General features: G+C 58.5%; 20 protein-coding genes. 16 read left to right on the top strand and 4 right to left on the bottom strand.

The window, feature by feature from the left end; genetic code table 11:
- Positions 1–65 precede the first annotated feature (65 nt).
- From BVH74_RS14235 to BVH74_RS14220, 4 genes are all read left to right on the top strand, one after another.
- Positions 66–965, top strand: coding sequence for an AEC family transporter (locus BVH74_RS14235; protein ID WP_080050734.1), 900 nt, complete (start codon positions 66–68; stop codon positions 963–965).
- Between the two features lie 94 nt (positions 966–1,059).
- Complete coding sequence (locus BVH74_RS14230; RefSeq protein WP_080050733.1) at positions 1,060–2,187, top strand: NAD(P) transhydrogenase subunit alpha; 1,128 nt, start codon at positions 1,060–1,062, stop codon at positions 2,185–2,187.
- Positions 2,188–2,191: 4 nt separating this feature from the next.
- Positions 2,192–2,518: an NAD(P) transhydrogenase subunit alpha part 2 gene (locus BVH74_RS14225; protein ID WP_080050732.1), complete on the top strand. Its 327-nt coding sequence runs from the start codon at positions 2,192–2,194 to the stop codon at positions 2,516–2,518.
- A 3-nt stretch (positions 2,519–2,521) separates the two neighbouring features.
- Complete coding sequence (locus tag BVH74_RS14220) at positions 2,522–3,946, top strand: NAD(P)(+) transhydrogenase (Re/Si-specific) subunit beta (RefSeq protein WP_080050731.1); 1,425 nt, start codon at positions 2,522–2,524, stop codon at positions 3,944–3,946.
- A 36-nt stretch (positions 3,947–3,982) separates the two neighbouring features.
- On the opposite strand, the gene BVH74_RS14215 is transcribed toward BVH74_RS14220, so the two are convergent.
- Entirely contained in the window at positions 3,983–5,419 is a 1,437-nt protein-coding gene (locus BVH74_RS14215) for an aldehyde dehydrogenase family protein (protein WP_080050730.1), read from the bottom strand.
- Between the two features lie 246 nt (positions 5,420–5,665).
- Here BVH74_RS14215 and iscR point away from each other — a divergent pair, with 246 nt between their 5' ends.
- From iscR to BVH74_RS14170, 9 genes are all read left to right on the top strand, one after another.
- Positions 5,666–6,148 (top strand): Fe-S cluster assembly transcriptional regulator IscR, encoded by a 483-nt coding sequence (gene iscR / locus BVH74_RS14210; RefSeq protein ID WP_080050729.1) that lies wholly within the window; start codon positions 5,666–5,668, stop codon positions 6,146–6,148.
- A 99-nt stretch (positions 6,149–6,247) separates the two neighbouring features.
- Entirely contained in the window at positions 6,248–7,684 is a 1,437-nt protein-coding gene (gene sufB, locus BVH74_RS14205; protein WP_080050728.1) for a Fe-S cluster assembly protein SufB, read from the top strand.
- Between the two features lie 53 nt (positions 7,685–7,737).
- On the top strand, positions 7,738–8,487 hold the full coding sequence (gene sufC, locus BVH74_RS14200) for a Fe-S cluster assembly ATPase SufC (RefSeq protein ID WP_080050727.1): 750 nt from the start codon (positions 7,738–7,740) through the stop codon (positions 8,485–8,487).
- A gap of 4 nt (positions 8,488–8,491) precedes the next feature.
- The gene (sufD, locus tag BVH74_RS14195) at positions 8,492–9,799 is read left to right on the top strand and encodes a Fe-S cluster assembly protein SufD (protein ID WP_080050726.1); all 1,308 of its coding nucleotides are present in this window, start codon (positions 8,492–8,494) and stop codon (positions 9,797–9,799) included.
- On the top strand, positions 9,792–11,039 hold the full coding sequence (locus tag BVH74_RS14190) for an aminotransferase class V-fold PLP-dependent enzyme (protein ID WP_080050725.1): 1,248 nt from the start codon (positions 9,792–9,794) through the stop codon (positions 11,037–11,039). Before sufD ends, BVH74_RS14190 begins: the two co-directional genes overlap by 8 nt.
- A 9-nt stretch (positions 11,040–11,048) precedes the next feature.
- Positions 11,049–11,405, top strand: a complete 357-nt coding sequence (locus BVH74_RS14185) for a HesB/IscA family protein (RefSeq protein ID WP_080050724.1) — start codon at positions 11,049–11,051, stop codon at positions 11,403–11,405.
- Between the two features lie 18 nt (positions 11,406–11,423).
- Positions 11,424–11,957 carry a putative Fe-S cluster assembly protein SufT gene (gene sufT, locus BVH74_RS14180; RefSeq protein ID WP_218189139.1) on the top strand — a complete coding sequence of 178 codons (534 nt, stop codon included), beginning with the start codon at positions 11,424–11,426 and terminating at the stop codon, positions 11,955–11,957.
- A gap of 11 nt (positions 11,958–11,968) precedes the next feature.
- Positions 11,969–12,385, top strand: coding sequence for a SufE family protein (locus BVH74_RS14175; protein ID WP_080050722.1), 417 nt, complete (start codon positions 11,969–11,971; stop codon positions 12,383–12,385).
- A 156-nt stretch (positions 12,386–12,541) separates the two neighbouring features.
- Positions 12,542–13,567, top strand: coding sequence for a GGDEF domain-containing protein (locus tag BVH74_RS14170; protein WP_080050721.1), 1,026 nt, complete (start codon positions 12,542–12,544; stop codon positions 13,565–13,567).
- On the opposite strand, the gene BVH74_RS14165 is transcribed toward BVH74_RS14170, so the two are convergent.
- Positions 13,558–13,986 (bottom strand): DUF411 domain-containing protein, encoded by a 429-nt coding sequence (locus tag BVH74_RS14165; RefSeq protein WP_080050720.1) that lies wholly within the window; start codon positions 13,984–13,986, stop codon positions 13,558–13,560. The genes BVH74_RS14170 and BVH74_RS14165 overlap by 10 nt on opposite strands.
- 81 nt (positions 13,987–14,067) lie before the next feature.
- Here BVH74_RS14165 and BVH74_RS14160 point away from each other — a divergent pair, with 81 nt between their 5' ends.
- Genes BVH74_RS14160 through BVH74_RS14150 form a run of 3 tightly spaced genes read left to right on the top strand, consistent with a single transcriptional unit; the run spans position 14,068 to position 17,816 of the window.
- A complete protein-coding gene (locus tag BVH74_RS14160) occupies positions 14,068–14,862 on the top strand; it encodes a CHAD domain-containing protein (RefSeq protein ID WP_165443794.1) in 795 nt (264 codons plus the stop codon).
- A 10-nt stretch (positions 14,863–14,872) separates the two neighbouring features.
- Positions 14,873–16,009 (top strand): ABC transporter substrate-binding protein, encoded by a 1,137-nt coding sequence (locus tag BVH74_RS14155; protein WP_080050718.1) that lies wholly within the window; start codon positions 14,873–14,875, stop codon positions 16,007–16,009.
- Positions 15,999–17,816 carry a GGDEF domain-containing protein gene (locus tag BVH74_RS14150; protein ID WP_080050717.1) on the top strand — a complete coding sequence of 606 codons (1,818 nt, stop codon included), beginning with the start codon at positions 15,999–16,001 and terminating at the stop codon, positions 17,814–17,816. Before BVH74_RS14155 ends, BVH74_RS14150 begins: the two co-directional genes overlap by 11 nt.
- Here BVH74_RS14150 and BVH74_RS14145 read toward each other — a convergent pair whose 3' ends face one another.
- Positions 17,817–19,010, bottom strand: a complete 1,194-nt coding sequence (locus tag BVH74_RS14145) for a benzoate/H(+) symporter BenE family transporter (RefSeq protein ID WP_080050716.1) — start codon at positions 19,008–19,010, stop codon at positions 17,817–17,819.
- Between the two features lie 210 nt (positions 19,011–19,220).
- A complete protein-coding gene (locus BVH74_RS14140; RefSeq protein ID WP_231705624.1) occupies positions 19,221–21,395 on the bottom strand; it encodes a TonB-dependent receptor domain-containing protein in 2,175 nt (724 codons plus the stop codon).
- Positions 21,396–21,711: the final 316 nt, after the last annotated feature.

The raw sequence follows: 21,711 nt of genomic DNA, 5'->3' as shown, positions 1-21,711 counted from the left end.
GTCTTTGCGCTGGTAGACTCTATGGCCCCGGGCTGCGCCGTCCAGCCCTGTGTCAGGAGTTGCTTGTGTCCGTAGTCGATGCACTGATCCCGATCTTTGCCCTGATTGCCATTGGTTATCTGCTCGGCTGGCGCCGCTGGTTGCCGACTGAGGCCGGCACGGCTCTGGCGGCGATCACCTTCAAGCTGTTCATGCCGGTATTGCTGTTCGCTGGCCTGGCCCGGGCTGACCTCAGTGAGGGGCTCTCGCCCATGTTGCTGGTGGCGTATTTTGTCCCGGCATTGCTGGTGTTCATCCTGATCAATGTAGTTGCCCATCGCTCGCAGGGGCGTCCCACTTCCATGGGGCTGGCGGCCAGCTACTCCAATAACGTGCTGGTGGGTATCCCGCTGGTCAGCCTGTTGCTGGGGACGGATAAGCTGGTTTATCTGTTCGCCGTGCTGGTGTTTCACAGCCTGATACTGTTCACCCTGCAAAGCCTCTATATCGCACTGTTCAGCGGTCAGGGCGAGCGCCTGTCGTGGCGTCAGACCCTGTCGAGCCTGACCAATCCGATCATTGTCGGGTTACTGCTGGGGGCGACGCTCAATCTGAGTGGCTTAGCGCTGCCGGCTGCGGTCTGGCGTACCGTCGACTGGCTGGCTGCGGCCTCATTGCCCTGTGCGCTGCTGGTGTTGGGCATGAGTCTGGCGCATTACCGGCTCTATCTGAGCCGGGCTATGCTGTCACTGACCCTGGCCAAATTGCTGGCGTTTCCGTTGCTGGTCATGGGCTTCACTTCGCTGTTGCCATTGAATCCCGAAGCCAGAACCGTGCTGGTACTGATGGCTGCTTGCCCGACCGGTGTCAATGTCCTGGCCTATGCGATGGGGCAGGAAGACAACCGGATAATCAGCTCGGTAATTTTCCTTTCAACCCTGCTGGCTGCGTTCAGCATGCCGCTATGGCTGCTGCTGTTGAGTTGATTTGGTGCTACTGCAATGCTGTGATCGGCAAGTGTAAGAATCCTTGGGTGGTCTATGCTAGTGACAGACAACCGATCAGTCGCAAGGAGTGGCCATGCCGGTTACGCTGTTTGTTCCCAAGGAAACACGACTGCATGAAAAACGGGTGGCGCTGGTCCCCGCCGTCGTCGCCAAGTTGGAAAAGCTCGGAATACATACCCATTTGCAATCGGGGGCTGGCGAGGCTGCCAGAATTCCCGATCCGCTCTATCAGCAGGCCGGGACCAGCATTGGTCCAATGCCTGAGAACACCCGACTGATTTTCCGGGTGCAGCCACCAGCGCTGGCGGATGTCGAACAGATGCCGCCAGGCACCATCCTCTGCTGTTTCGTCCACGCTCACCGCGAGCCTGAATTGGTTAAGGCTTTGCGCGACCGACAGATCACCTGTCTGGCGATGGAGCTGATTCCCCGGATTACCCGGGCTCAGGCCATGGATGCACTGTCATCCCAGGCCGCGTTGGCGGGCTATTACGCGGCGTTACTGGCGGCGACCAGTCTCAACCGGATATTGCCGATGATGACCACCGCAGTCGGATCGCTACGCCCGGCCAAGATACTGGTGATGGGCGCGGGGGTGGCTGGGTTGCAGGCGCTGGCTACGGCCAGGCGGTTGGGCGCTATGGTCGAGGGCTATGACGTGCGCCCTGAAGTGAAGGAGCAGGTTGAGTCGGTGGGTGGCAAGTTCGTTGATACCGGAGTTTCGGCCAGCGGTTTGGGGGGCTATGCCAGGGAGCTGACCAGCGAGGAGCAGGAGCGGGTCGCCGAGGTGCTGACCAGGCATATTCAACAGGCCGATGCGGTGATCACCACAGCCTCGATTCCTGGGCGGCCGAGCCCGAAGATCATCAGCGAAGCGCAGATCATGGGCATGAAACCAGGGGCGGTGATCGTCGATCTGGCGGCCGAGGGGGGCGGCAATACCCCGCTGACGCACCCAGGCGATACGGTTGAGGTCGGTCCGGCGACCATAGTCGCGCCGCTGAACATTCCCAGTCATCTGGCCGAGCACGCCTCTGAGCTATATGCCCGCAACTTGTTGGCATTGGCCGGGTTGCTGATGCATGACGGAGAGCTGGCGCCGGACTGGGAGGATGAGGTGCTGGCCCATGCGCTACTGACCAAAGACGGCGAAATCAAGAACAAAGCGGCCCGTAAGGCCGTCGACAATACGGGGGAGTGAGACCATGGACTTCACCAGTACCATCACCGGGTTCGTTGCACTGTATATCTTCATGCTGGCGGCCTTTACTGGTTACGAGGTCATCGCCAGGGTGCCGGCGATCCTGCATACGCCATTGATGTCCGGCTCCAACTTCATTCACGGGATCGTGGTGGTTGGCGCCATGTGGGCGCTGCTCAACGCAGGCTCGCCTTTGGAGCAATTGATTGGTTTTGTCGGTGTGTTGCTCGGTGCCGGCAATGCTGCCGGAGGCTATGTGGTGACCGAACGCATGCTGGAAATGTTCAAGCCCAGCGACAAGCGGGATGCTGCAGCGGCTGACAAGGAGTAAGTCATGGACACCTCGCTGATCATCGAGACGGCTTATTTCGTCGCGGCACTGCTGTTCATCTACGGTCTCAAACGCATGTCCAGCCCGGTTACCGCGCGTTCGGGCATCCTGGTTGCCGGTTGGGGTATGGCGCTGGCGGTGGTGGTGGCCTTTCTCTACGGCTTCGATGTCAATGAACGGGCCCAGCCGCACCTGACTATGAATATCGCCCTGGTGTTGATTGCTCTGGGGCTTGGGGTTGGCTGGGCCTGGTACAGCGGCAAGAAAGTGGCGATGACCAATATGCCGCAGATGGTGGCCCTGTACAACGGCATGGGCGGCGGTGCGGCGGCGGCGATTGCTGCGGTAGAGCTGTTCTCCGGCAATGCTCAGGCTCATGGTGTGGTGATCAGCATTCTGGCCGTGCTGGGAGGGCTGATCGGTTCGGTGGCGCTGTCCGGGTCGCTGGTCGCCTGGGCCAAGCTCGATGGCCGCTTGAACCGAGTGCTGCGTCTGCCTATGCAGCAGTTGGTTAATGCCGTGCTGTTCTTCGCTTCGTTGGCTACCGGCGCGGCAGTGGTTACTGCCGGGATGGCTGGAGCCGAGCCGCCGATGCTGCTGATTGCGGTGTTCTTCCTGATTGCGCTGGCACTGGGGGTGATGATTACCACGCCGATTGGCGGAGCCGATATGCCAGTGGTGATCTCACTTTACAACGCCTTGACTGGTCTGGCCGTGGCATTCGAGGGTTTCGTTTTGCAGAACCCGGCGATGATTATTGCTGGCACGGTCGTTGGCTCGGCCGGTACGTTGCTGACCTTGATGATGGCCAAGGCCATGAACCGGTCGGTAACCAATGTGCTGTTCAGTCAATTCGGCGGCGACGAGGAGGGCGATGCCGGAGATATACAGGGCAGCATGAAGGCCAGTGAGGCTTCGGATGCGGCAATCGCCATGTACTACGCCAGCAAGGTCATTATCGTTCCCGGTTATGGCCTGGCGGTAGCTCAGGCCCAGCACAAACTCTATGAGTTTGTGAAACTATTGCAGAAGCAGGGCGTGGACGTGCGCTTCGCCATCCACCCGGTGGCCGGCCGGATGCCCGGGCACATGAACGTGCTATTGGCCGAGGCCGGGGTGCCCTACGACATTATTGCGGATCTGGAGGATATCAACGAAGACTTCACCCAGGCCGATGTGGCCGTAGTCATCGGTGCCAATGATGTGGTCAATCCCGCCGCCCGGACCCGCAAGTCCAGCCCGATCTATGGCATGCCGATTCTCAATGTTGATCAGGCTCATCAGGCCTACGTGATCAAGCGCGGGCAGGGCAAAGGGTATTCAGGGGTTGAAAACGAGCTGTTCTATGCCGAAAACACCGCGATGGTGTATGGCGATGCGCAGAAGGTCATGGTGCAGATGATTGAGGCGGTTAAGGCGCTGGGGTGAGGGCGGTGTTGCCGCCCTCACCTTGGCTTTCTGAGCTTACGCTTGCTTGGGGTGATAGCCGAAGATCGACTTCACCTCGAGGAAATCCTCGAAGCCGTAATGGCCCCATTCGCGACCGATGCCTGACTCCTTGTAACCGCCAAACGGCGCCTTGTTGTCCAGCGGCGCGCCGTTGAGGTGGACCATGCCGGTCCGGATACGGCGGGCAACGCGGCGAGCGCGATCCAGGTCAGCCGATGAAACATAGCCGGACAGGCCGTAGTTGGTGTCGTTGGCGATGCGGATAGCATCTTCTTCATCTTCGTAACCGATGATCGACAGCACCGGGCCAAAAATTTCCTGGCGAGCGATAGTCATCTCGTTGGTGACGTGGGTGAAGATGGTCGGCTTGACAAAGTACCCCTTGTCCAGCCCCTCCGGCTTGCCGGTGCCGCCAGCGATCAGTCGCGCGCCTTCGTCGATGCCGGCCTGGATCAGGCTCTGAATCTTGTCGAACTGGGCATGGGAGACTACCGGACCGATCACGGTATCTTCGGCGTTCGGATCACCGGCCTTGACCTTGGCGACTACAGTTTCGGCAATCGCGGCGACTTCATCCATACGGCTGTTGGGTACCAGCATGCGGGTCGGTGCGTTACAGGACTGGCCGCTGTTGTTCATGCAGCTCATCACCCCATGGGCAACCATCTTCTCGAAGTTGACATCATCGAGCAGGATGTTGGCGGACTTGCCACCCAGCTCCAGCGCAACACGCTTGATGGTTTGAGCGCTGTTCATCATCACCTGACGACCGGCCCCGGTGGAACCGGTGAATGACATCATGTCGATGCCGGGGTGGGCGGACATGGCGGCACCCACGGTCGGGCCATCGCCGTTGACCAGGTTGAACACGCCTGCCGGGACACCGGCCTCATCAAGAATCTCGGCCAGCAGCAGGGCTGACAGCGGGGCAACTTCAGACGGCTTGAGCACCATGGTGCAGCCGGTGGCCAGCGCCGGGGCGACCTTGCAGGTGAGCTGGTTCATCGGCCAGTTCCAGGGGGTGATCAGACCGCAAACGCCAATGGGTTCCTTGACTACTTGGGTGGTGCCGATTTGCTCTTCGAACTCGAAATGCTTGAGTGCTTCGAGGGCGGTGGCGAAATGACCCAGCCCGGACGGCGCCTGGGCAACCTGTGACAGCTTGGCCGGCGCACCCATTTCCTGGGAAATGGCGACGGCAACGTCGCCCATGCGCTTCTTGAATACTTCAATAACGCGACCGAGCAGGGCCTGGCGCTCTTCGCGGCTGGTCTGCGAGTAGCTTTCAAAGGCCTCGCGCGCAGCGTCCACAGCCAGGTCAACATCCTCTTTGTTGCCCAGGGCAATGGTGGCCACTACTTCTTCAGTGGCAGGATTGATGACGTCCAGGGTTTTATCGCCCTTGGGAGCAACCCACTGGCCATTGATATAGAACTGCCGGGTGTGGCTCATGGTGCACTGACTCCTTTTTATACTGTTCATGAAAACTGACAAACGATAACACTCATTGCATGTTTGTATCAGCCATTTTGTGGTCAATCAGCCAGCCTGATTGAGTACCATGCTTTTCCTTCAAGATTAGTGGCAAAACTCTTATACTGCGCGGGCCTGAGCGGTCGTTTATCGGGTCAAATACTTGACTGATTTGCTTGGATATTGCATCATGCCGAGCATGTCATCAAGGGCTTGGGAGCTTTTATGCGACTGACGACCAAGGGCCGCTATGCCGTAACGGCCATGCTGGACCTGGCGCTCCACGAGGACCAGGGGCCGATTACCCTGGCGGATATTTCCATGCGTCAGGGCGTATCGATCTCCTATCTGGAACAGTTGTTTGCCAAATTGCGCCGCAGCAAGCTGGTTGAAAGCGTTCGCGGTCCAGGTGGCGGTTATCGGCTGGCCGGCGGTGCGGGTGCCATCAGTGTGGCGCAGATCGTCGAAGCGGTGAACGACTCCATGGATGCCACCCGATGCATGGGTAAGGGCGACTGCCAGCATGGCGAGGTGTGTCTGACCCATCACCTGTGGTCCGATCTTAGTGATCGCCTGCGCCAGTTTCTAAGTGATATCACTCTGGCTGATCTGGTGTCCCGCGACGATATCCAGCGCGTACGTTCCCGCCAGGACCGTGGCTGTAGCAATGGCCATGAGAGCGTGGTCAACCTGGAACGCATTATCTGAAAACGGTCGGAAGAACCGTTCATCCTGCGGAGCATGGATCCGCTAGCCTGAACTGAAGTGGCGGCCCCATATCGAGGGCTGCATGATTGAGGTGATACCGTGACTGAAGAAGTCGAAAGCCTTATCAAGAAGGACTACGCGGCCGGGTTCCATTCGGCCATTGAGTCCGAGACCCTGCCACCTGGGCTCAATGAAGACGTGATTCGTTTCATTTCAGCCAAGAAAGAGGAGCCTGAATGGCTGCTCGAGTGGCGCTTGAAGGCGTTTCGCGCCTGGCAGGAAATGGAAGAGCCCAAGTGGGCCCATGTCCACTATCCGGAAATCGATTTCCAGGCGGTATCCTATTATTCCGCGCCCAAGAGCATGGCCAACAAGCCCAAGAGCCTCGATGAGGTCGATCCGGAGCTGCTGGCGACCTATGAAAAACTCGGCATTCCGCTGCATGAACAGGAAATGCTCGCCGGTGTGGCGGTCGATGCGGTCTTCGATTCGGTTTCGGTAGTAACCACCTTCCGCGAGAAGCTGGAAGAAGCCGGGGTAATCTTCTGCCCGATCAGTGAAGCGGTGAAGCGTTTCCCGGATCTGGTGCAGAAATACCTGGGTAGCGTGGTTCCGCAGAAAGACAATTTCTATGCCGCGCTGAACTCGGCGGTGTTCTCCGATGGTTCGTTTGTCTATATCCCCAAGGGCGTGCGCTGCCCGATGGAGCTGTCGACCTACTTCCGGATCAACGAGATGAACACCGGGCAGTTCGAGCGGACCCTGATCGTGGCCGACGAAGGCTCCTACGTCAGCTATCTGGAAGGCTGTACCGCGCCGATGCGCGACGAAAACCAGCTGCATGCTGCCGTGGTCGAACTGGTTGCCATGGACAACGCCCAGATCAAGTACTCCACAGTTCAGAACTGGTATCCGGGTAACGCCGAAGGCAAAGGCGGGATCTACAACTTCGTCACCAAGCGTGGCATTGCCCACACCAACGCCAAGATTTCCTGGACCCAGGTCGAGACTGGCTCGGCGGTAACCTGGAAGTACCCGAGCTGTATTCTCAAGGGTGACAACAGCGTCGGTGAGTTCTATTCGGTCGCGCTGACCAATAATTTCCAGCAGGCCGATACCGGCACCAAGATGATCCACCTGGGCAAGAACACCCGTTCGACCATCGTTGCCAAGGGGATTTCGGCCGGCCAGAGCGACAGTGCCTATCGCGGACTGGTACGGATCAACCCTGGTGCTGAAGGCGCGCGCAACTACACCCAGTGTGATTCGCTGCTGATCGGTGATCGTTGCGGGGCTCACACCTTCCCCTATATCGAGAGCAAGAACCCCAGTGCGGTAATCGAGCACGAGGCCACTACATCCAAGGTCAGCGATGATCAGTTGTTCCTGTGCCAGCAGCGCGGGCTGGATGCAGAAAAGGCCATTTCCATGATCGTCAACGGCTTCTGCCGCGAGGTGTTCAAGGAGTTGCCGATGGAGTTCGCAGTTGAGGCTGGCAAGTTGCTCGAAGTCAGCCTTGAAGGTTCAGTGGGCTGATCGCCAGTAGCGGATCAGTGGATTGGTTTTAAGACGGTTTCAGGTTAACAAATATGTTATCTATCAAAGATTTGTGCGCCAAAGTTGAAGAGAAAAATATCCTTAAGGGGTTGAGCATCGAGGTAAAGCCGGGCGAGGTCCATGCGATCATGGGGCCCAACGGTTCGGGCAAGAGCACCCTGGGTAATGTGCTGTCCGGGCGCCCTGGTTACGAAGCGACCTCTGGCAGCGTGCTCTTCAAAGGCCACGACCTGCTGGATATGGATACCGAAGAGCGTGCCCGCGAAGGCCTGTTCCTGGCGTTCCAGTATCCGGTCGAAATTCCGGGCGTGAGCAACATGGAGTTCCTCAAGGCCGCAGTCGATGCCAAGCGCAAGCACCAGGCGCTGCCTGAGCTGTCGTCGGTCGAGTTCATGAAGCTCGCCCGTGAAACCAGCAAGCGCGTTAGCCTGGACCCCGGCTTCCTCAAGCGCGGGGTCAACGAAGGCTTCTCTGGCGGTGAAAAGAAACGCAACGAGATCATGCAGATGATGCTGCTCGAGCCGGATCTGTGCATCCTTGATGAGACCGACTCGGGTCTGGACATCGATGCTTTGCAAGTGGTGGCTGACGGGGTCAATGCTATGCGTGACGGCAAGCGCAGCTTTCTGGTGGTGACTCACTACCAGCGTCTGCTCGATTACATCGTTCCCGATTATGTTCACGTGCTGGCCGGTGGCCGGATCGTTAAGTCCGGCGACAAGAGCCTGGCCCTCGAGCTTGAGGCCAAGGGCTATGGCTGGCTTGAAGGCGAGGTAGCCTGAGCCCATGAGCGACTTCCAACAACTGGCTCTGGAACTGGCGCAGCAACAGCAAAGCCCTGCCTGGCTTGATGCGTTGCGCCGCCAGGGTGCTGATAGCTGGTCAGCGGCAAGTTGGCCGACCCGTAAAACCGAATTGTGGAAATACACCCCGCTGACTCCATTGGCCAACGACGCGCCGGCACGCTGGGGGCTGGTCGACAGCGCTGACTGGCAAGACTCGGTTGAACCGATCGAGCTGGACGCGACTCGTCTGGTATTCGTCAATGGTGTGTTCGATGCGACCCATTCCGATCCGCTGCCGACTGGCGTGGTGCGCTTTGCCTCAGCCGACGAGCAGCAGCAGGCGCTGATTCAGCAGCATCTGGGCAAGGTGGTGGACAGCCAGCGGCACTTGTTTGCAGCGCTGAGCAACGCCTGGGCGGCCGACGGTGTGCTGGTCCATGTTGGCCGTGGCCAGAAACTGACCAAGCCGGTCTATATCCTGAATGTCTCGACTCCTAGCGCGGAGCCGGCCGTGGCCAGCCAGCGCGTACTGGTGGTGTTGGAGGATAACAGTCAGGCTGAGCTGATCGAGCACTATGTCTCCAGTGATGCCAGCCAGAACGGCTTCGTCAACAGTCTGACCGAGGTTGTGGTCGGGGCCAATGCACAGGTACAGCATTACCGCCTCAACCTGGAGCAGGAAGACCTGCTGCATGTTGGTGGCGTGCATGTCGATCTGCAGCGCGATGCCCGTTTCCATGGCTTCACTCTGGCCCAGGGCAGCCGGCTCAAGCGGATCGACTATCAGGTCAATCACCGGGGTGAAGGTGCGCATCTAGAGCTGGACGGGGTCTACCTGCCGCGCAATCGCCAGTTGATCGACTACCACACCAATATCGAGCATTGTGTGCCGCACTGCACTAGCAACGAGGTGTTCCGGGGTATCGTCGGAGACTCGGCCAAGGCGGTATTCAATGGTCGGATTCATATCCATCCCAAGGCCCAGAAAACCCTGGCCGAACTCAGCAACAAGAATTTGCTGACTTCACCCAATGCCGAGATCGACACCAAGCCCGAGTTGGAAATCTATGCCGACGATGTGCGCTGTGCCCATGGCGCCACTATCGCTCAGTTGGATGAGACCTCGCTGTATTACCTGCAAAGCCGTGGCGTATCCGAGGCCGATGCACGCACAATGCTCAGCTTCGGTTTCATCAATGAGCTGCTGAACGAAGTGCCGGAACAGGCCATTCAGGACTATTTGCGCCCGCGTTTGGCCACTTTGTTTGGTCAGGGCAGCGAACAGGTGGGACAATTGGCTTATGAATGATCAGGTGCTGAACCTCAAGCCGGCTTTCGATGCCGAGCGTGTCCGCAAGGACTTCCCGATCCTGCATCAGCAGGTCAACGGGCATCCTCTGGTCTATCTGGACAATGCCGCCACGACCCAGAAGCCGGAAGCGGTGATCCAGGCAATCAGCGACTATTATCGTCAGGACAACAGCAATGTGCATCGCGGTGCCCACGCGCTGGCTGACCGGGCGACGGAAAAGTTTGAGGCCGCCAGGGTCAAGGTTCAGCAGTTCATCCATGCCGCCGAGCGGCGTGAAATCATCTGGACTCGCGGTACCACTGAGGGCATCAATCTGGTCGCCGCCTGCTGGGGCCGCAGCGAACTTAAACCGGGTGATCGGATTCTGGTTTCGGCCATGGAGCATCATTCGGACATCGTGCCGTGGCAACTGGTGGCGGCGGAGAAGGGTGCCAGCGTCGAACCGATTCCTGTCGATGCCAGTGGTACGCTGGACATGGCCGCTCTGGAAGCCATGCTTGATGAGCGGGTGCGGATGGTTGCCTGTGTGCATGTGTCCAACGCTTTGGGTACCATCAATCCGGTCGAGCAGGTAGTGCGTCTGGCTCATAGCGTTGGAGCCTTGTGTCTGATCGACGGGGCTCAGGCGGTCAGCCATTTCGAAGTTGATGTACAGGCCCTGGACTGCGATTTCTACGCTTTTTCCTCGCACAAGCTGTTTGGTCCGACCGGTCTGGGTGTGCTTTATGGCAAAGCAGCTCTGCTGGAGGCGATGCCGCCTTATCAGGGCGGTGGCGAAATGATCGAATCGGTCAGCTTTGCCGGAACCACCTTCAACCAGTTGCCCTATAAGTTCGAAGCCGGCACCCCCGACATCGCCGGTGTAATCGGTTTGGGGGCGGCCATTGATTACATTCTGGGCCTGGACCGCGCTGGTGCGACGGCCCATGAGCAGGCTCTGCTGGCCTACGCCGAAGACTGCGCACGCAATACCCCCGGTGTGATCCTGGTCGGTACTGCTGCCCGCAAAACCAGCGTGATGAGCTTTTTGCTCGAAGGTGCCCACCCCCATGATATCGGGATGCTGCTGGATCAGCAGGGCGTGGCGGTGCGGACCGGGAATCACTGTGCCCAGCCGATCATGGATCAGTTTGGTATTCCTGGCACAGTGCGTGCCAGCTTCAGTTTCTACAACACCCGTGCCGACGTCGATCGCCTGTTCGAGGCTTTGGCCAAGGTCCGGCAGTTCCTTGTTTAGGAGTGCATCATGAGTGTTGAGTCCTTTGATCCGGCACGCCAGGTCGTGAGTGTAACCCCTGCGGCGCTGGAGCATTTTCGTCGCCAGCTAGGCGCGGAGCCGGGCAAGGCGGTGCGCTTGAGCGTGAAAAAGAGTGGTTGTACCGGTTTCATGTACGTGATCGATCTGGTCGAGAAGGGCGCTGACAACGATCTGCGCTACCAACTTGATGATCAGGTTGCGCTGCTGGTCGATCACGATAGTCTGCCGATTCTGTCAGGCACCGAGATCGACTTGGTCAAGGAAGGCATCAACCGGCAGATCCGCTTCATCAACCCCAACGTCAAAGACCAGTGCGGTTGCGGCGAAAGCTTTAGTGTTAATTGAATGGCTGGTGTGAACTGAATGGAAAGACGTATGGTGGTAGCGCAGGCCGATTGCCCTGCGCGCCGGGTTCCTGATGGCACGCCGCTGACCATCCCCAAGGATACCTTTGTAACCATTACCCAGGCTCTGGGTGGCAACTACACGGTGACCTATCACGGTCAGATGGTGCGGGTGGATGGCACTGATGCCGACAAGCTCGGCCTGGAGCCGGAGCTGCTGGAGTTCCCTGAGCCGGTTGATGATCAGATCGATATTGAACAGGTCTGGACTGCACTGAAATCGGTTTATGACCCGGAAATTCCGGTTGATCTGGTCAATCTGGGATTGATCTATGGGGTTGAGGTGGATCAGCCGGGTAAGCATGTCGATATCCGCATGACTCTGACTGCGCCTGGATGTGGGATGGGCCCAGTTCTGGTTGGTGACGTCGAATACCGGGTCAAGCGGGTGCCGAATGTCGAGACGGTCAAGGTTGAGCTGGTATTTGACCCGCCCTGGAGCCGTGAGATGATGAGCGAAGAGGCTCAACTCGAAACCGGTATGTTTTTCTGAGAGAGGTCGGCATGAGCCAGTTTGGTATCGATATTACCAGCGATGACATCGTTGATAGCCTGTCATTCTTCGATAGTTGGGAGGATCGCTACAAGTACATCATCGACCTGGGCCGCGAGTTGCCGGTACTGGATGATGCTCTGCGGACCGAGGAAAACTTCGTACGTGGCTGCCAAAGCCAGGTCTGGCTGGTCAGCGATCAGCGCGACGACAAGCTGTTCTTCAGTGCCGACAGTGACGCGTTCATCGTCAAGGGCCTGCTGGCGGTAGTACTGGCTGCCTATAACGGCAAGACTCGCCAGCAGATTCTCGATTTTGATATCGAAGGCTATTTTGAGCAGCTCAACCTGCTCAAGCACTTGAGCGTGACTCGCGGCAATGGCCTGCGGGCCATGGTCAAGCGGATTCAGGATACCGCTACTCAGTAAGTATTGGCCTGGGCGTCGGCCGGCTATACGTCGCCCGACGCAACGTGATCGCACATCACTATTGATTTGTGACTTCAAGCCACTGTAGTGTTCGCATATTGACTCATGGCGGCATCTTAGATCGCCTGTAACAATATCTGGCAAGCACGAGGCTTAATGGCAAAGCTGTGGCTGAGACTGAAAGGCGACTTTCAGTTGTCCATCATCACCCTGGTTGGCCTAGTGGCTCTTCTGGGCGTGACCCCCTATGCAATCTTTCGCCTGATCGAGGGTAGTTGGCTGGTCGGCATTGTCGATAGCCTGCTGGTACTCTGCACGCTGGTTGCCATCGCATATGCCTGGCGTACTGGTAATACTATTCGGCCTGGTCAATTCCTGGCGACTATCTACTCGATTGGCGCCGTGCTGGTCTCTATCAAATTGGGCGTCAACGGCCTGTTCTGGTTCTACAACCTGATACTGTTCAACTTCTTTGTAGTGCCTCCCCGGCAAAGCCTGGTTGCGACACTCTCAGCGCTGGCTGTGCTGTGCCTGTATGGGCTGCTTAACCCCGGTGAGGTATTTGAAAGCTACTACCAGATGAGCTCGTTTCTGGTTACCTGTCTGATGGCCAGCCTGTTCGCTTTTGTTTTTGCCTATCGCGGTCGCCGTCAGCGCGAACAGCTCAATACCCTGGCCACTATCGATCCGCTGACCGGGGCTGGTAATCGTCGCACCATGGAGCAGGAACTGGTCATCGCCATGTCAGCCCGCCAGCGTTATGCCCAGGCTTATGGCCTGTTGGTGCTAGATCTGGACAATTTCAAGCAGATCAATGATCGGCACGGACACAAGGCGGGGGATCAGGTACTGGTCGATTTTGTGCGTATCGTCAAAGCTGTCTGCCGTAAATCTGACCGGCTCTTCCGTCTGGGCGGCGAGGAGTTTGTGCTGCTGTTGCCAGGAATAGATGCCAAGGGATTGTTTAAAGCGGCGGAACACCTGCGTGCACGAATAGCCGCCGAGCTGAGCAGCCCGGGCGGAGGCGTTACGGTTTCTATCGGCGGGGCCTTGCTGACCGATCAGGCCAGTTGGGAGGTTTGGCTACAGCAGGCCGATGAAAATCTCTATCGGGCAAAGCGCGAAGGGCGCAATAGGGTGTGTCTGCCCCTGGAGGTGCAGACACAAACAATTCAGGGGTAGCTGGTCAGAACCCGGCGCTCGCCCTGCTGATCGATGGAGATGACATCATAGGCGTCGACCCGGTCACCGATCTCCATGCCCGGTGAACCTATGGGCATGCCGGGTACTGCCAGGCCCAACAGATCCGGCTGGCTGCGCATCAGTAGAATATCGGCAGCAGGCACATGCCCTTCAATAAAACGCCCGTCAATCACAGCAGTGTGGCAGGACGCCATGTCCGCTGGCACGCCCAAATGGGCCTTGACCGCCGCCATATTGCTCTCCAGGTGATCCCTGACGGCAAAGCCATTATCGCGCAGGTGGTCGATCCAGGCCGAGCAGCAACCACAGTTCGGGTCACGATAGACATCGATGTCGGGCTGCTCTGCGGCCAGCAGTGGGCTACTCAAAAAGACAAACAACAGCAGTGCACGAAGCATTGGCATCCCCATATCGTGTATGACTTTTGCCAAGAGTATGATCAACCTTCAATTCTGGCAATGACACAAAGGAAACGGGGGATGTCCATGGACACAGTACCGGGCTGTTTGTGCAAAGGAATCGAACAGCAATATCGGGCTTTGGTGGCGAACCGGGCATTGCTCGGTGGGGCGGGTGAGCAGGAGGCATTGCATGACCTGCGAGTAGCCTTGCGCTCGTTGCGCAGCCTGACCCGCCCCTGGCGCAAGGCAGACTGGTGCGAAGAGATATTGTGCTCGGCAAGCGCGTTTGGCCAGCGCTCGGGGCCTTGGCGGGATCTGGAGGTGCTGTGTGTCGAGCTGGCCAAGCAGGGACAGGATATGGCTCTAAGCGCTCGCAGCGCAGCGCTGGAAACTGGTTATCTGCTGTTGCGTGAGGATCCGCTCTTGCCGCAACTCGAACAGCAACTTGAGAACTTTTTGAACGATGCCCCCTTGTTACTGGCTGACTGGCCGGCCGGCCGGATGGCTAAGCAGTTGATTGCCGAACTGATGCGTCTGCGGCGTCGGCTTGACAATCAGCTAAGCCGCAAATCGCTCGATTTGCATCGGGTGCGCATTTTGGTGAAACGTTTGCGTTATCTACTTCAGGCCTTCGCACCGGCTCTGGCGATGTCTCCAGAGCTGTTGACGGCTCTGCAGCAGTGCCAGAGCAGCCTGGGCGACTGGCATGATCGCTGGCAATGGCTTCAACGCAGTCAGGTTGAGCAGGACCTGCGCCCTTTGACCAAGACCTGGCAACGGCAGCTGGAGCAGTATGAAAAGCAGGCAAGGCGAGAGCTGAAGCGGCTTAACAGGTATACTGGCACATTGTTTCGGGGCAGCTTCAAGGATTAGGAAACGGGTGATGGGTAACGGACGCAGTGGCCGGTTAGGCGCCGGGTTGGGCTTGGCTTTGACGGCGCTGGTGGTTAGTTCAGCTGATGCCGGACCCAGTGTGGCTTTCATCAATCCAGGCAAGCAAGACGAGCCATTCTGGCAGGACGCAGCCTTGGCCATGCAAGAGGCTGCCACCAGTTTGGGGATTGAGCTTGAAATGCTGTTTGCCGAGAGAGACTATCTGGCCCAGATCAGTCTCACTCGTGAGGTGGCTGAGCGCCCTCGACAATTGCAGCCCGACTATCTTGTCCTGGTCGGGGACAAGCGGACTCTGTTCGAGCAGCTTGAGCTGGCCGAAGGCGCCAATATCCAAAGCTTCGTGGCCTACAACACTGTGCAGAGCGATGAGCGGGCGGTCCTTGGATACCCCCGTGAACGCTATGCCTTTTGGCTCGGTAGTCTGGTGCCACGGGCCGAGGATGCCGGCTATCTGACGGCCAGGGCTCTGGTGGAAAAGGCCCGATCCCGAGGGCTGAGCAATCCTGAAGGCATTATTGAAGTGCTGGCGATCTCCGGCGACCGGGCAACAGATAGTTCGAACCGACGTAATCGCGGAATGCAGGCGGCGTTGGCCGAGTATCCGGATGTACAGTTGCGTCAGCTGGTGCATGGCGACTGGCGCAAGGACAAGGCGGCGGAGCAGGCTCGACAGCTATATCTGCGCTATCCAGAAGCCAGAGTGCTTTGGGCTGGGAGCGATCTAATGGCCTTTGGCGCCATTGATAGCTTGCGCCAGGGTGGAGGTGTTCCCGGCCAGGACATGCTGTTTTCTGCGATCAATACCTCCGAAGAAGCCATGCAGGCGCTGATTTCCGGAGAACTGGGTGCTTTGGCTGGGGGCCATTATCTGACCGGAGTCTGGGCGCTGGTGCTGCTGTATGATCATTATCATGGTCTCGACTTTGCTGCGACCGAAGGTACGGAGCTTGAACGCCCGATGTTCATGTCGTTCGATTCGGACAGCGCCCGGCAGTTTCTCGAGCGCCAGAGCCTGACAGGGACAACTGTTGACTATTGCCATTTCAGCAAGGTCTGCAATTCGGCCCGCGAGGACTACGACTTTTCTCTGAAAAGTTGGTTGGAGGCGCCGGTCCATGACCAGTGACAAGCCTTTCGCACCGCTGAGTGCCCGGCTGATCAAACGCCTGGCCGGATTGGCGCTGCTCTGCATCCTCGCGGGTTCGATCATCCACGCGCTGCTGCTCTACCAGCAGGAAAAACGCCATTTCACTCAGACCATACAGCAATTGGCCGAACTGCATGTGCCGCTGCTTCAGGTGGCGCTTTGGGATATCGAGATCGAGGCCCTGAGTCGTCAGGTCGAGCAGATTGCGTTGCTGCCGGACATTGCCGCCGTCGAACTTAGGGCGACAACCGGTCTGGATGTGCGCGCAGGCAATTTCGCCAGCCTGATCCGCCCGGATGCCAGCCTGCGGATTCCTCCACCCGATGGGGGCGCCTTCGATCTGGCCGAGTTGCATGTGTACTACCAGCATCAGCGCCTGACCCAGGCTATTGTCGCTGCAGCGGGCTTGCGCCTGTTTGAACTGTCATTGTTCACGCTATTGATCTGCCTGGTTATCTTCCATTACCTGCGCCGGGAACTGGTGGTTCCATTGGGGCGCATGGCCGGCTATGTCGGCGCCCTGGTACCGGAGAAGCATCCGCCGGCACTGGCACCACTTCATCCGCAGCGACCCTGGAGAGATGAGATCGATCAGGTGGCTGAGGGATTCGATACTCTGCGTGAGAGCATTGGTCATTATGCCGCGCGCCATGAACAGGCGTTGCACACGCTGGAACAGGAGCGCGATAGCCTGGACCGGCGAGTGGCTGAGCGCACCGAAGAATTGGCCTTTGTCAGCGGCTATCAGGAATGGCTATCGCAAAGCATGCTCAGCTTCATGCATATAGGCCATGCCGATTACCCCGATACTCTGCAGCGCTTGCTGGGCGAGCTGGCTGGTTACTTAAAGCTGGATGCCTGTGCGCTATTCGAACGTCATGGGCAGCAGAGCTGGACTACTCGCCTGGTCTGGTTTGGTTCCGAGGATTGGCCCTGGCTTGAACGCACTCATCGGCAACTGGGCCTGCCAGGACAGCCGCAGGAACCGGGCTGGACCCTGCAGTCATCGGAGGCTGACCCGGGCGTGATACTGGTGCGTTATCACAGCCAGCAGCGGGGCTTTACCTGTGCGGTCAGAAGTGCCGAACGCCAGGCCTTGCCGCCGGCCCGGCTGAGTCTGCTTGAGGATGCGGGGCAGTGGCTGTTCAGTCTGTTGCAGCGCTGGGAGCACGCACTGGATCTGGAGCGTGCCCGCCAGGAACTGTTGGTGTTGTCACACCGGGACCACTTGACCGGGCTGGCCAATCGCCGGCATTTCGATGAGCGCCGAGCCGATGAAGTTCGTCGTGCGCTGCGCAATCAGCAACCGGTTGGATTGCTGATGATCGATGTCGACTATTTCAAGAACTTCAATGATCTCTATGGCCATGGTCACGGCGATGATTGTCTGGTTGCCCTGGCCGATCAGCTCAAACGGCGGTTCAAACGAGCCGCGGAGTTACCGGCTCGGCTCGGCGGTGAGGAGTTCTCAGTACTATTGCCCGGTTACTCCAGGGAGCAGGCTCTGGCTGCTGCCGAGAACTTGCGAGAGGCAGTGTTCGGTCTGGGGATTGCGCATAACGGCTCACCCTTGCGGGTGGTAACCGTCAGCGTCGGTTGTGTCTGGTGGGATGGCTCCAGCAGCGATGAGGGTGTGACCCGCTTGATCAGCCGCCTGATGAATGCCGCCGACAGCGCGCTCTATCAGGCCAAGGGGCAGGGTCGCAACCAGGTTTGCGCCCAGGCGCTGGAGGCTCCCGGTGCCGAAGATGAGCCCGGCACCGAGGTTGAACAGCGCGATTGCTGATCAGTTGTCGGGATTCTTGGGCCGCAGAAGCCACAAGGCCAGAACCCCGGCAACCACGCCCCAGAAGGCTGAACCTATCGACAGCAGACTGATGCCCGAGGCGCTGACCATAAAGGTGATCAGCGCGGCATCGCGTTCACCTGGATTGGCCATGGCCTGGGTCAGGCCGTTGGCAATCGACCCCAAGAGCGCCAGTGCGGCAATTGAAATCACCAGTGTCCAGGGCAGGGCGATGAACACTGCGGTCAGAGCTCCGGCGAACAGGGCGATGGGTAGATTCAGCAACCCGCACCAGATGGCCGCGGCGTAGCGTTTGCTCGGGTCCTGATGGGCCTCAGGGCCGGTACAAACCGCAGCGCTGATTGCCGCCAGGTTGACCCCGTGAGCCCCCAGCGGGGCCAGCAGCATTGAAGCCAGACCGGTCAGCGAAAGAATCGGTGAGGCCGATACCCGGTAGCCGTCGGCCCGCAGTACCGCCATGCCTGGCAGGTTCTGTGAAGTCATCGCGACAATATACAGCGGCAAACCGATGCTGATCAGAGCGCTGAGTGACAGACCCGGTATGGTCAGCTCCGGCAGGGTTGGCGTCCATTCAACCGTAGGCAGATCAAACAGCCCGGTAAACCAGGCAATCAGACAGCCTGCCAGCAAGGCCAGCGGCACGGCATAGCGCGGCAGCCAGCGCTTGCCAAGCAACCAGGTCAGTCCCATGCCGACTACCAGTCCCACCTGTTGTTCAGCGGCGATCAGCATTTCACCGGCGATCCGGAACAGGATGCCGGCCAGCAGTGCTGCCGCCAGCGATGCCGGGATGCGCCTGACCAGACGTTCGAAACTCCCAGTCAGCCCGGTAAGCATGACCAGCAGCCCGCAAAAGATGAATGCCCCGATGGCGTCGGCGTAGCTGACAGTCGGCAGGCTGGTGATCAGCAAGGCTGCCCCAGGGGTGGACCAGACAACCAGAATCGGGGTTCGATAACGCAGCGACAGGATCAGGGTGCAGACGGCCATGCCGATGGCCAGCGCCCAGATCCAGGAAGCGATCTGGGACTCGGTCAAACCGGCGGCTTGCCCCGCCTGAATCATCAGTACCAGCGAGCTGGCATAGCCGGTGAGGGTGGCGACAAAGCCGGCCACCAGGGTCGATGAGTTGAAGTCATTCAGCAGGTTTGTCTGCGATTCAGCCGTGCGCATACCGCAATGTCCAATAAGAAACCAGGGGGGGGCGCACAGCATAGGTCAGGCTGCCCTATGCTCAGCGATACAGTTGAGCAGAGAGTTGGGGCAACAGATGGTCAGTGACGAGCCAGTTCGAAGTGATAGTCATGTTGTGGCAGGGGCTAAACAACGCACAACGCCCGCATAAGCGGGCGTTGCGGGCGTTGCAGAGAGCTCCGCTGTACTTCAGAACTCGTAGGTGGCTGACAGCCAGAGACGGCGGGATTCTTCCAGGGTGCCGTCGGTAGACTGACCCGTCTGGATATAGTTGGATACCCAGCCGGTCGCACCGGTATTGGTCGTGTAGAACTGACCTTTGGTGAAGTCCTTGTCAAACACGTTGTAGATAGCCGCGCTCAGACTCAGGCGGTCAGTGGCACGGTAGGAGCCGCCAAGGTGGAACACTTCGTAGGCCTTAAGGTCGCCAGCAGCATCGTACAGCGCCTGGTTGGCCGCTGACAGGTTCTCGTAACGGTCAGTGAAACGCTCACGCTTGCTGCGATACTCACCCTGGAACCACAGGTTCAGTCGTTGAGTAGTATCCCAGTTGATCCGGGCATAAAGCTGATGATCCGGGCTGTTGGTCAGGGGGGCGCCCTTGTTGTCACCGCTCTTCTGTTCGCTGTCAGTGTAGGTGTAGTTGGCGCTCAGGCTCCAGGCCGGTGCGAATTGCCATTTACCTGCAATCTCTACCCCCTGGGTCATCGCTTTGCCGATGTTCTTGTTCTGGGCGAAGCTGTCCTGATCAAACCCAGGGCCGAAGCTGATGCAGCCTGGCAGGTTGGGGTTGGCACTGGAGAAACAGTTCGGGATCGGGGTGCCGGAATCGATCTTGTCCTTGAACTGGTTGTGGAACAGGGTAACGTTGGCGTTGAAGTTGGCCAGATTGTCGTAATAAACGCCAAACTCGGTATTGGTGGTGATTTCTGGATCAAGATCAGGGCTACCAATGGTGATGGTGGCTCCCTGAGCGGTTACCCCGTTGATTCCATTGTGCAACTGATTCAGGGTCGGGGTTTTGTAGCCCCGGCTGACACCGCCTTTGAGGGTCCAGTTGTCGGTGGTATTCCACACCAGATAGGCGCGTGGACTGACGTGACCGCCAAAACTGTCATGGTGCTCGTAGCGTGCGCCAAGGGTCAGAGCCAGATTTTGGCGCAGACGCCATTCATCTTCGGCGAACAGCGCCCAGGACTTCTGTTCGAAGGTTTCGGTGGTAATGCCGTCTTTTACTTCGGCATCCCACCATTGGGCGCCAAACGTACCGACATGCGACTGCCCCAGCGGCGCGACCAGTTTGGTATCGAAAATCAGGTCGGTAGATTTGAGCTCGCGGTCGGCGCCGACGATGATGCTTGGGAATCCTACATAGCCCTGGCCAATAGGCGTGCCGGGAATGGTACGACCTAGGGTCTCAGTGACATTGTGGGTCACACTACTGCTCCAGCGGCCAAAGTCCAGCCTGGCTTCATGCCCCAGCGCGACCTGATTGCGGGTGAAGCGTAGTTCATCCTTATAGCCATTGGCGCGAGTCGGAGCGTCGGTGGTACAGCCATTGACAGCGTTGCCGCCGGCCTTGCCATCCAGACTACCCAACTGGCAGTCGTCGTTGTTGTAACGCTGAGCGCCACGCTCGAAATCCAGATAAAAATCGTTACGCTCACTGGGAGTGAGGTTGAGGCGCACACCAGCAGTGAAGTTCTGACCTTCTACCGGTGAAGCGCCGCGCTTGCTGACGTTGCTGCCGTCACTGAACTGCAGGTTGGACTTCTCGCGGTCATAGAAACTGCCACGCAGGGAAACGCCCAGCAGGTCATCAACCAGCGGGCCGCTGGCATAGAGGTTGGTACGGGTGCTGTCGCCATAGTCACTGTCTTCCTGGAAAACGTGGTCAACGGTTACAGTGGCTCCCCATTCAGCGGCAACTTTCTTGGTGATGATGTTGACCACACCGCCCATGGCGTCTGATCCGTACAGGGTCGACATCGGCCCGCGGATGACTTCGATACGCTCAATTGCCGACATTGGCGGCATGAAGCTGGTAGCGGTCTCGTTGAAGCCGTTGGGAGTGACATTGCCCGCGGTGTTCTGACGTCGGCCATCGATCAGGATCAGCGTGTATTCGCTGGGCAGGCCGCGCATGCTGATATTCAGCCCACCGGTCTTGCCGGTACCCTGGCGAATATCAATACCTTCCACCCCGTCCAGCGCCTGAGCCAGGTTGGTGTAACGGTTGCGGCGCAGGTCTTGCTGACTGATGACGCTGATGCTGGCGGGCGCGTCGGTGATCTTCTGCTCAAAGCCTGAAGCGGTCACCACGGTATCGGCCAGCCGAACACTGTCCTGGACCTGGTTGGCCATGGCAATGCTGCTGGCCAGCAAAGCCAGGCCGCCAACGGCGAGGGAGGGGCGGTAGTGCGTCATCAATCGGTACTCCTTTCCTTTGGTAATTGCTGCCGTGAGTGCGTTTGTGTGCAACTAGTTCGCGATTGGCAGCAATGATGATAATGATTATCAACTGCCGATAACTCTAAAGAGCGCAAAGGAAAAGTTCCAGCGTTAGGGGTGAAACCTCGTGTTGCTCAAACTGGAACAGGGTAGGTAGCTGCTCAGCCCGCATAGGGATCAAGGGCTTGGCGTAGGTGAGGTGGCGAAGACTGATAGCCACTGGCCGGAA

Origin of the sequence: Halopseudomonas phragmitis (assembly GCF_002056295.1) — a bacterium.
Classification (GTDB): Bacteria; Pseudomonadota; Gammaproteobacteria; order Pseudomonadales; family Pseudomonadaceae; genus Halopseudomonas; species Halopseudomonas phragmitis.
The sequence above is the reverse complement of the archived record's forward strand: the minus strand, read 5'-3'. Positions and strand labels throughout refer to the sequence as shown.

What these genes read in the sequence shown, in the direction of transcription:
- BVH74_RS14230 (WP_080050733.1), top strand. Translation starts at nt 1,060, where the DNA reads ATGCCGGTTACGCTGTTTGTTCCCAAGGAAACACGACTGCATGAAAAA.
- BVH74_RS14225 (WP_080050732.1), top strand. Translation starts at nt 2,192, where the DNA reads ATGGACTTCACCAGTACCATCACCGGGTTCGTTGCACTGTATATCTTC.
- BVH74_RS14220 (WP_080050731.1), top strand. Translation starts at nt 2,522, where the DNA reads ATGGACACCTCGCTGATCATCGAGACGGCTTATTTCGTCGCGGCACTG.
- BVH74_RS14215 (WP_080050730.1), bottom strand. Translation starts at nt 5,419, where the DNA reads ATGAGCCACACCCGGCAGTTCTATATCAATGGCCAGTGGGTTGCTCCC.
- iscR (WP_080050729.1), top strand. Translation starts at nt 5,666, where the DNA reads ATGCGACTGACGACCAAGGGCCGCTATGCCGTAACGGCCATGCTGGAC.
- sufC (WP_080050727.1), top strand. Translation starts at nt 7,738, where the DNA reads ATGTTATCTATCAAAGATTTGTGCGCCAAAGTTGAAGAGAAAAATATC.
- sufD (WP_080050726.1), top strand. Translation starts at nt 8,492, where the DNA reads ATGAGCGACTTCCAACAACTGGCTCTGGAACTGGCGCAGCAACAGCAA.
- BVH74_RS14190 (WP_080050725.1), top strand. Translation starts at nt 9,792, where the DNA reads ATGAATGATCAGGTGCTGAACCTCAAGCCGGCTTTCGATGCCGAGCGT.
- BVH74_RS14185 (WP_080050724.1), top strand. Translation starts at nt 11,049, where the DNA reads ATGAGTGTTGAGTCCTTTGATCCGGCACGCCAGGTCGTGAGTGTAACC.
- sufT (WP_218189139.1), top strand. Translation starts at nt 11,424, where the DNA reads ATGGAAAGACGTATGGTGGTAGCGCAGGCCGATTGCCCTGCGCGCCGG.
- BVH74_RS14175 (WP_080050722.1), top strand. Translation starts at nt 11,969, where the DNA reads ATGAGCCAGTTTGGTATCGATATTACCAGCGATGACATCGTTGATAGC.
- BVH74_RS14170 (WP_080050721.1), top strand. Translation starts at nt 12,542, where the DNA reads ATGGCAAAGCTGTGGCTGAGACTGAAAGGCGACTTTCAGTTGTCCATC.
- BVH74_RS14165 (WP_080050720.1), bottom strand. Translation starts at nt 13,986, where the DNA reads ATGCTTCGTGCACTGCTGTTGTTTGTCTTTTTGAGTAGCCCACTGCTG.
- BVH74_RS14160 (WP_165443794.1), top strand. Translation starts at nt 14,068, where the DNA reads ATGTCCATGGACACAGTACCGGGCTGTTTGTGCAAAGGAATCGAACAG.
- BVH74_RS14155 (WP_080050718.1), top strand. Translation starts at nt 14,873, where the DNA reads ATGGGTAACGGACGCAGTGGCCGGTTAGGCGCCGGGTTGGGCTTGGCT.
- BVH74_RS14150 (WP_080050717.1), top strand. Translation starts at nt 15,999, where the DNA reads ATGACCAGTGACAAGCCTTTCGCACCGCTGAGTGCCCGGCTGATCAAA.
- BVH74_RS14145 (WP_080050716.1), bottom strand. Translation starts at nt 19,010, where the DNA reads ATGCGCACGGCTGAATCGCAGACAAACCTGCTGAATGACTTCAACTCA.
- BVH74_RS14140 (WP_231705624.1), bottom strand. Translation starts at nt 21,395, where the DNA reads ATGGCCAACCAGGTCCAGGACAGTGTTCGGCTGGCCGATACCGTGGTG.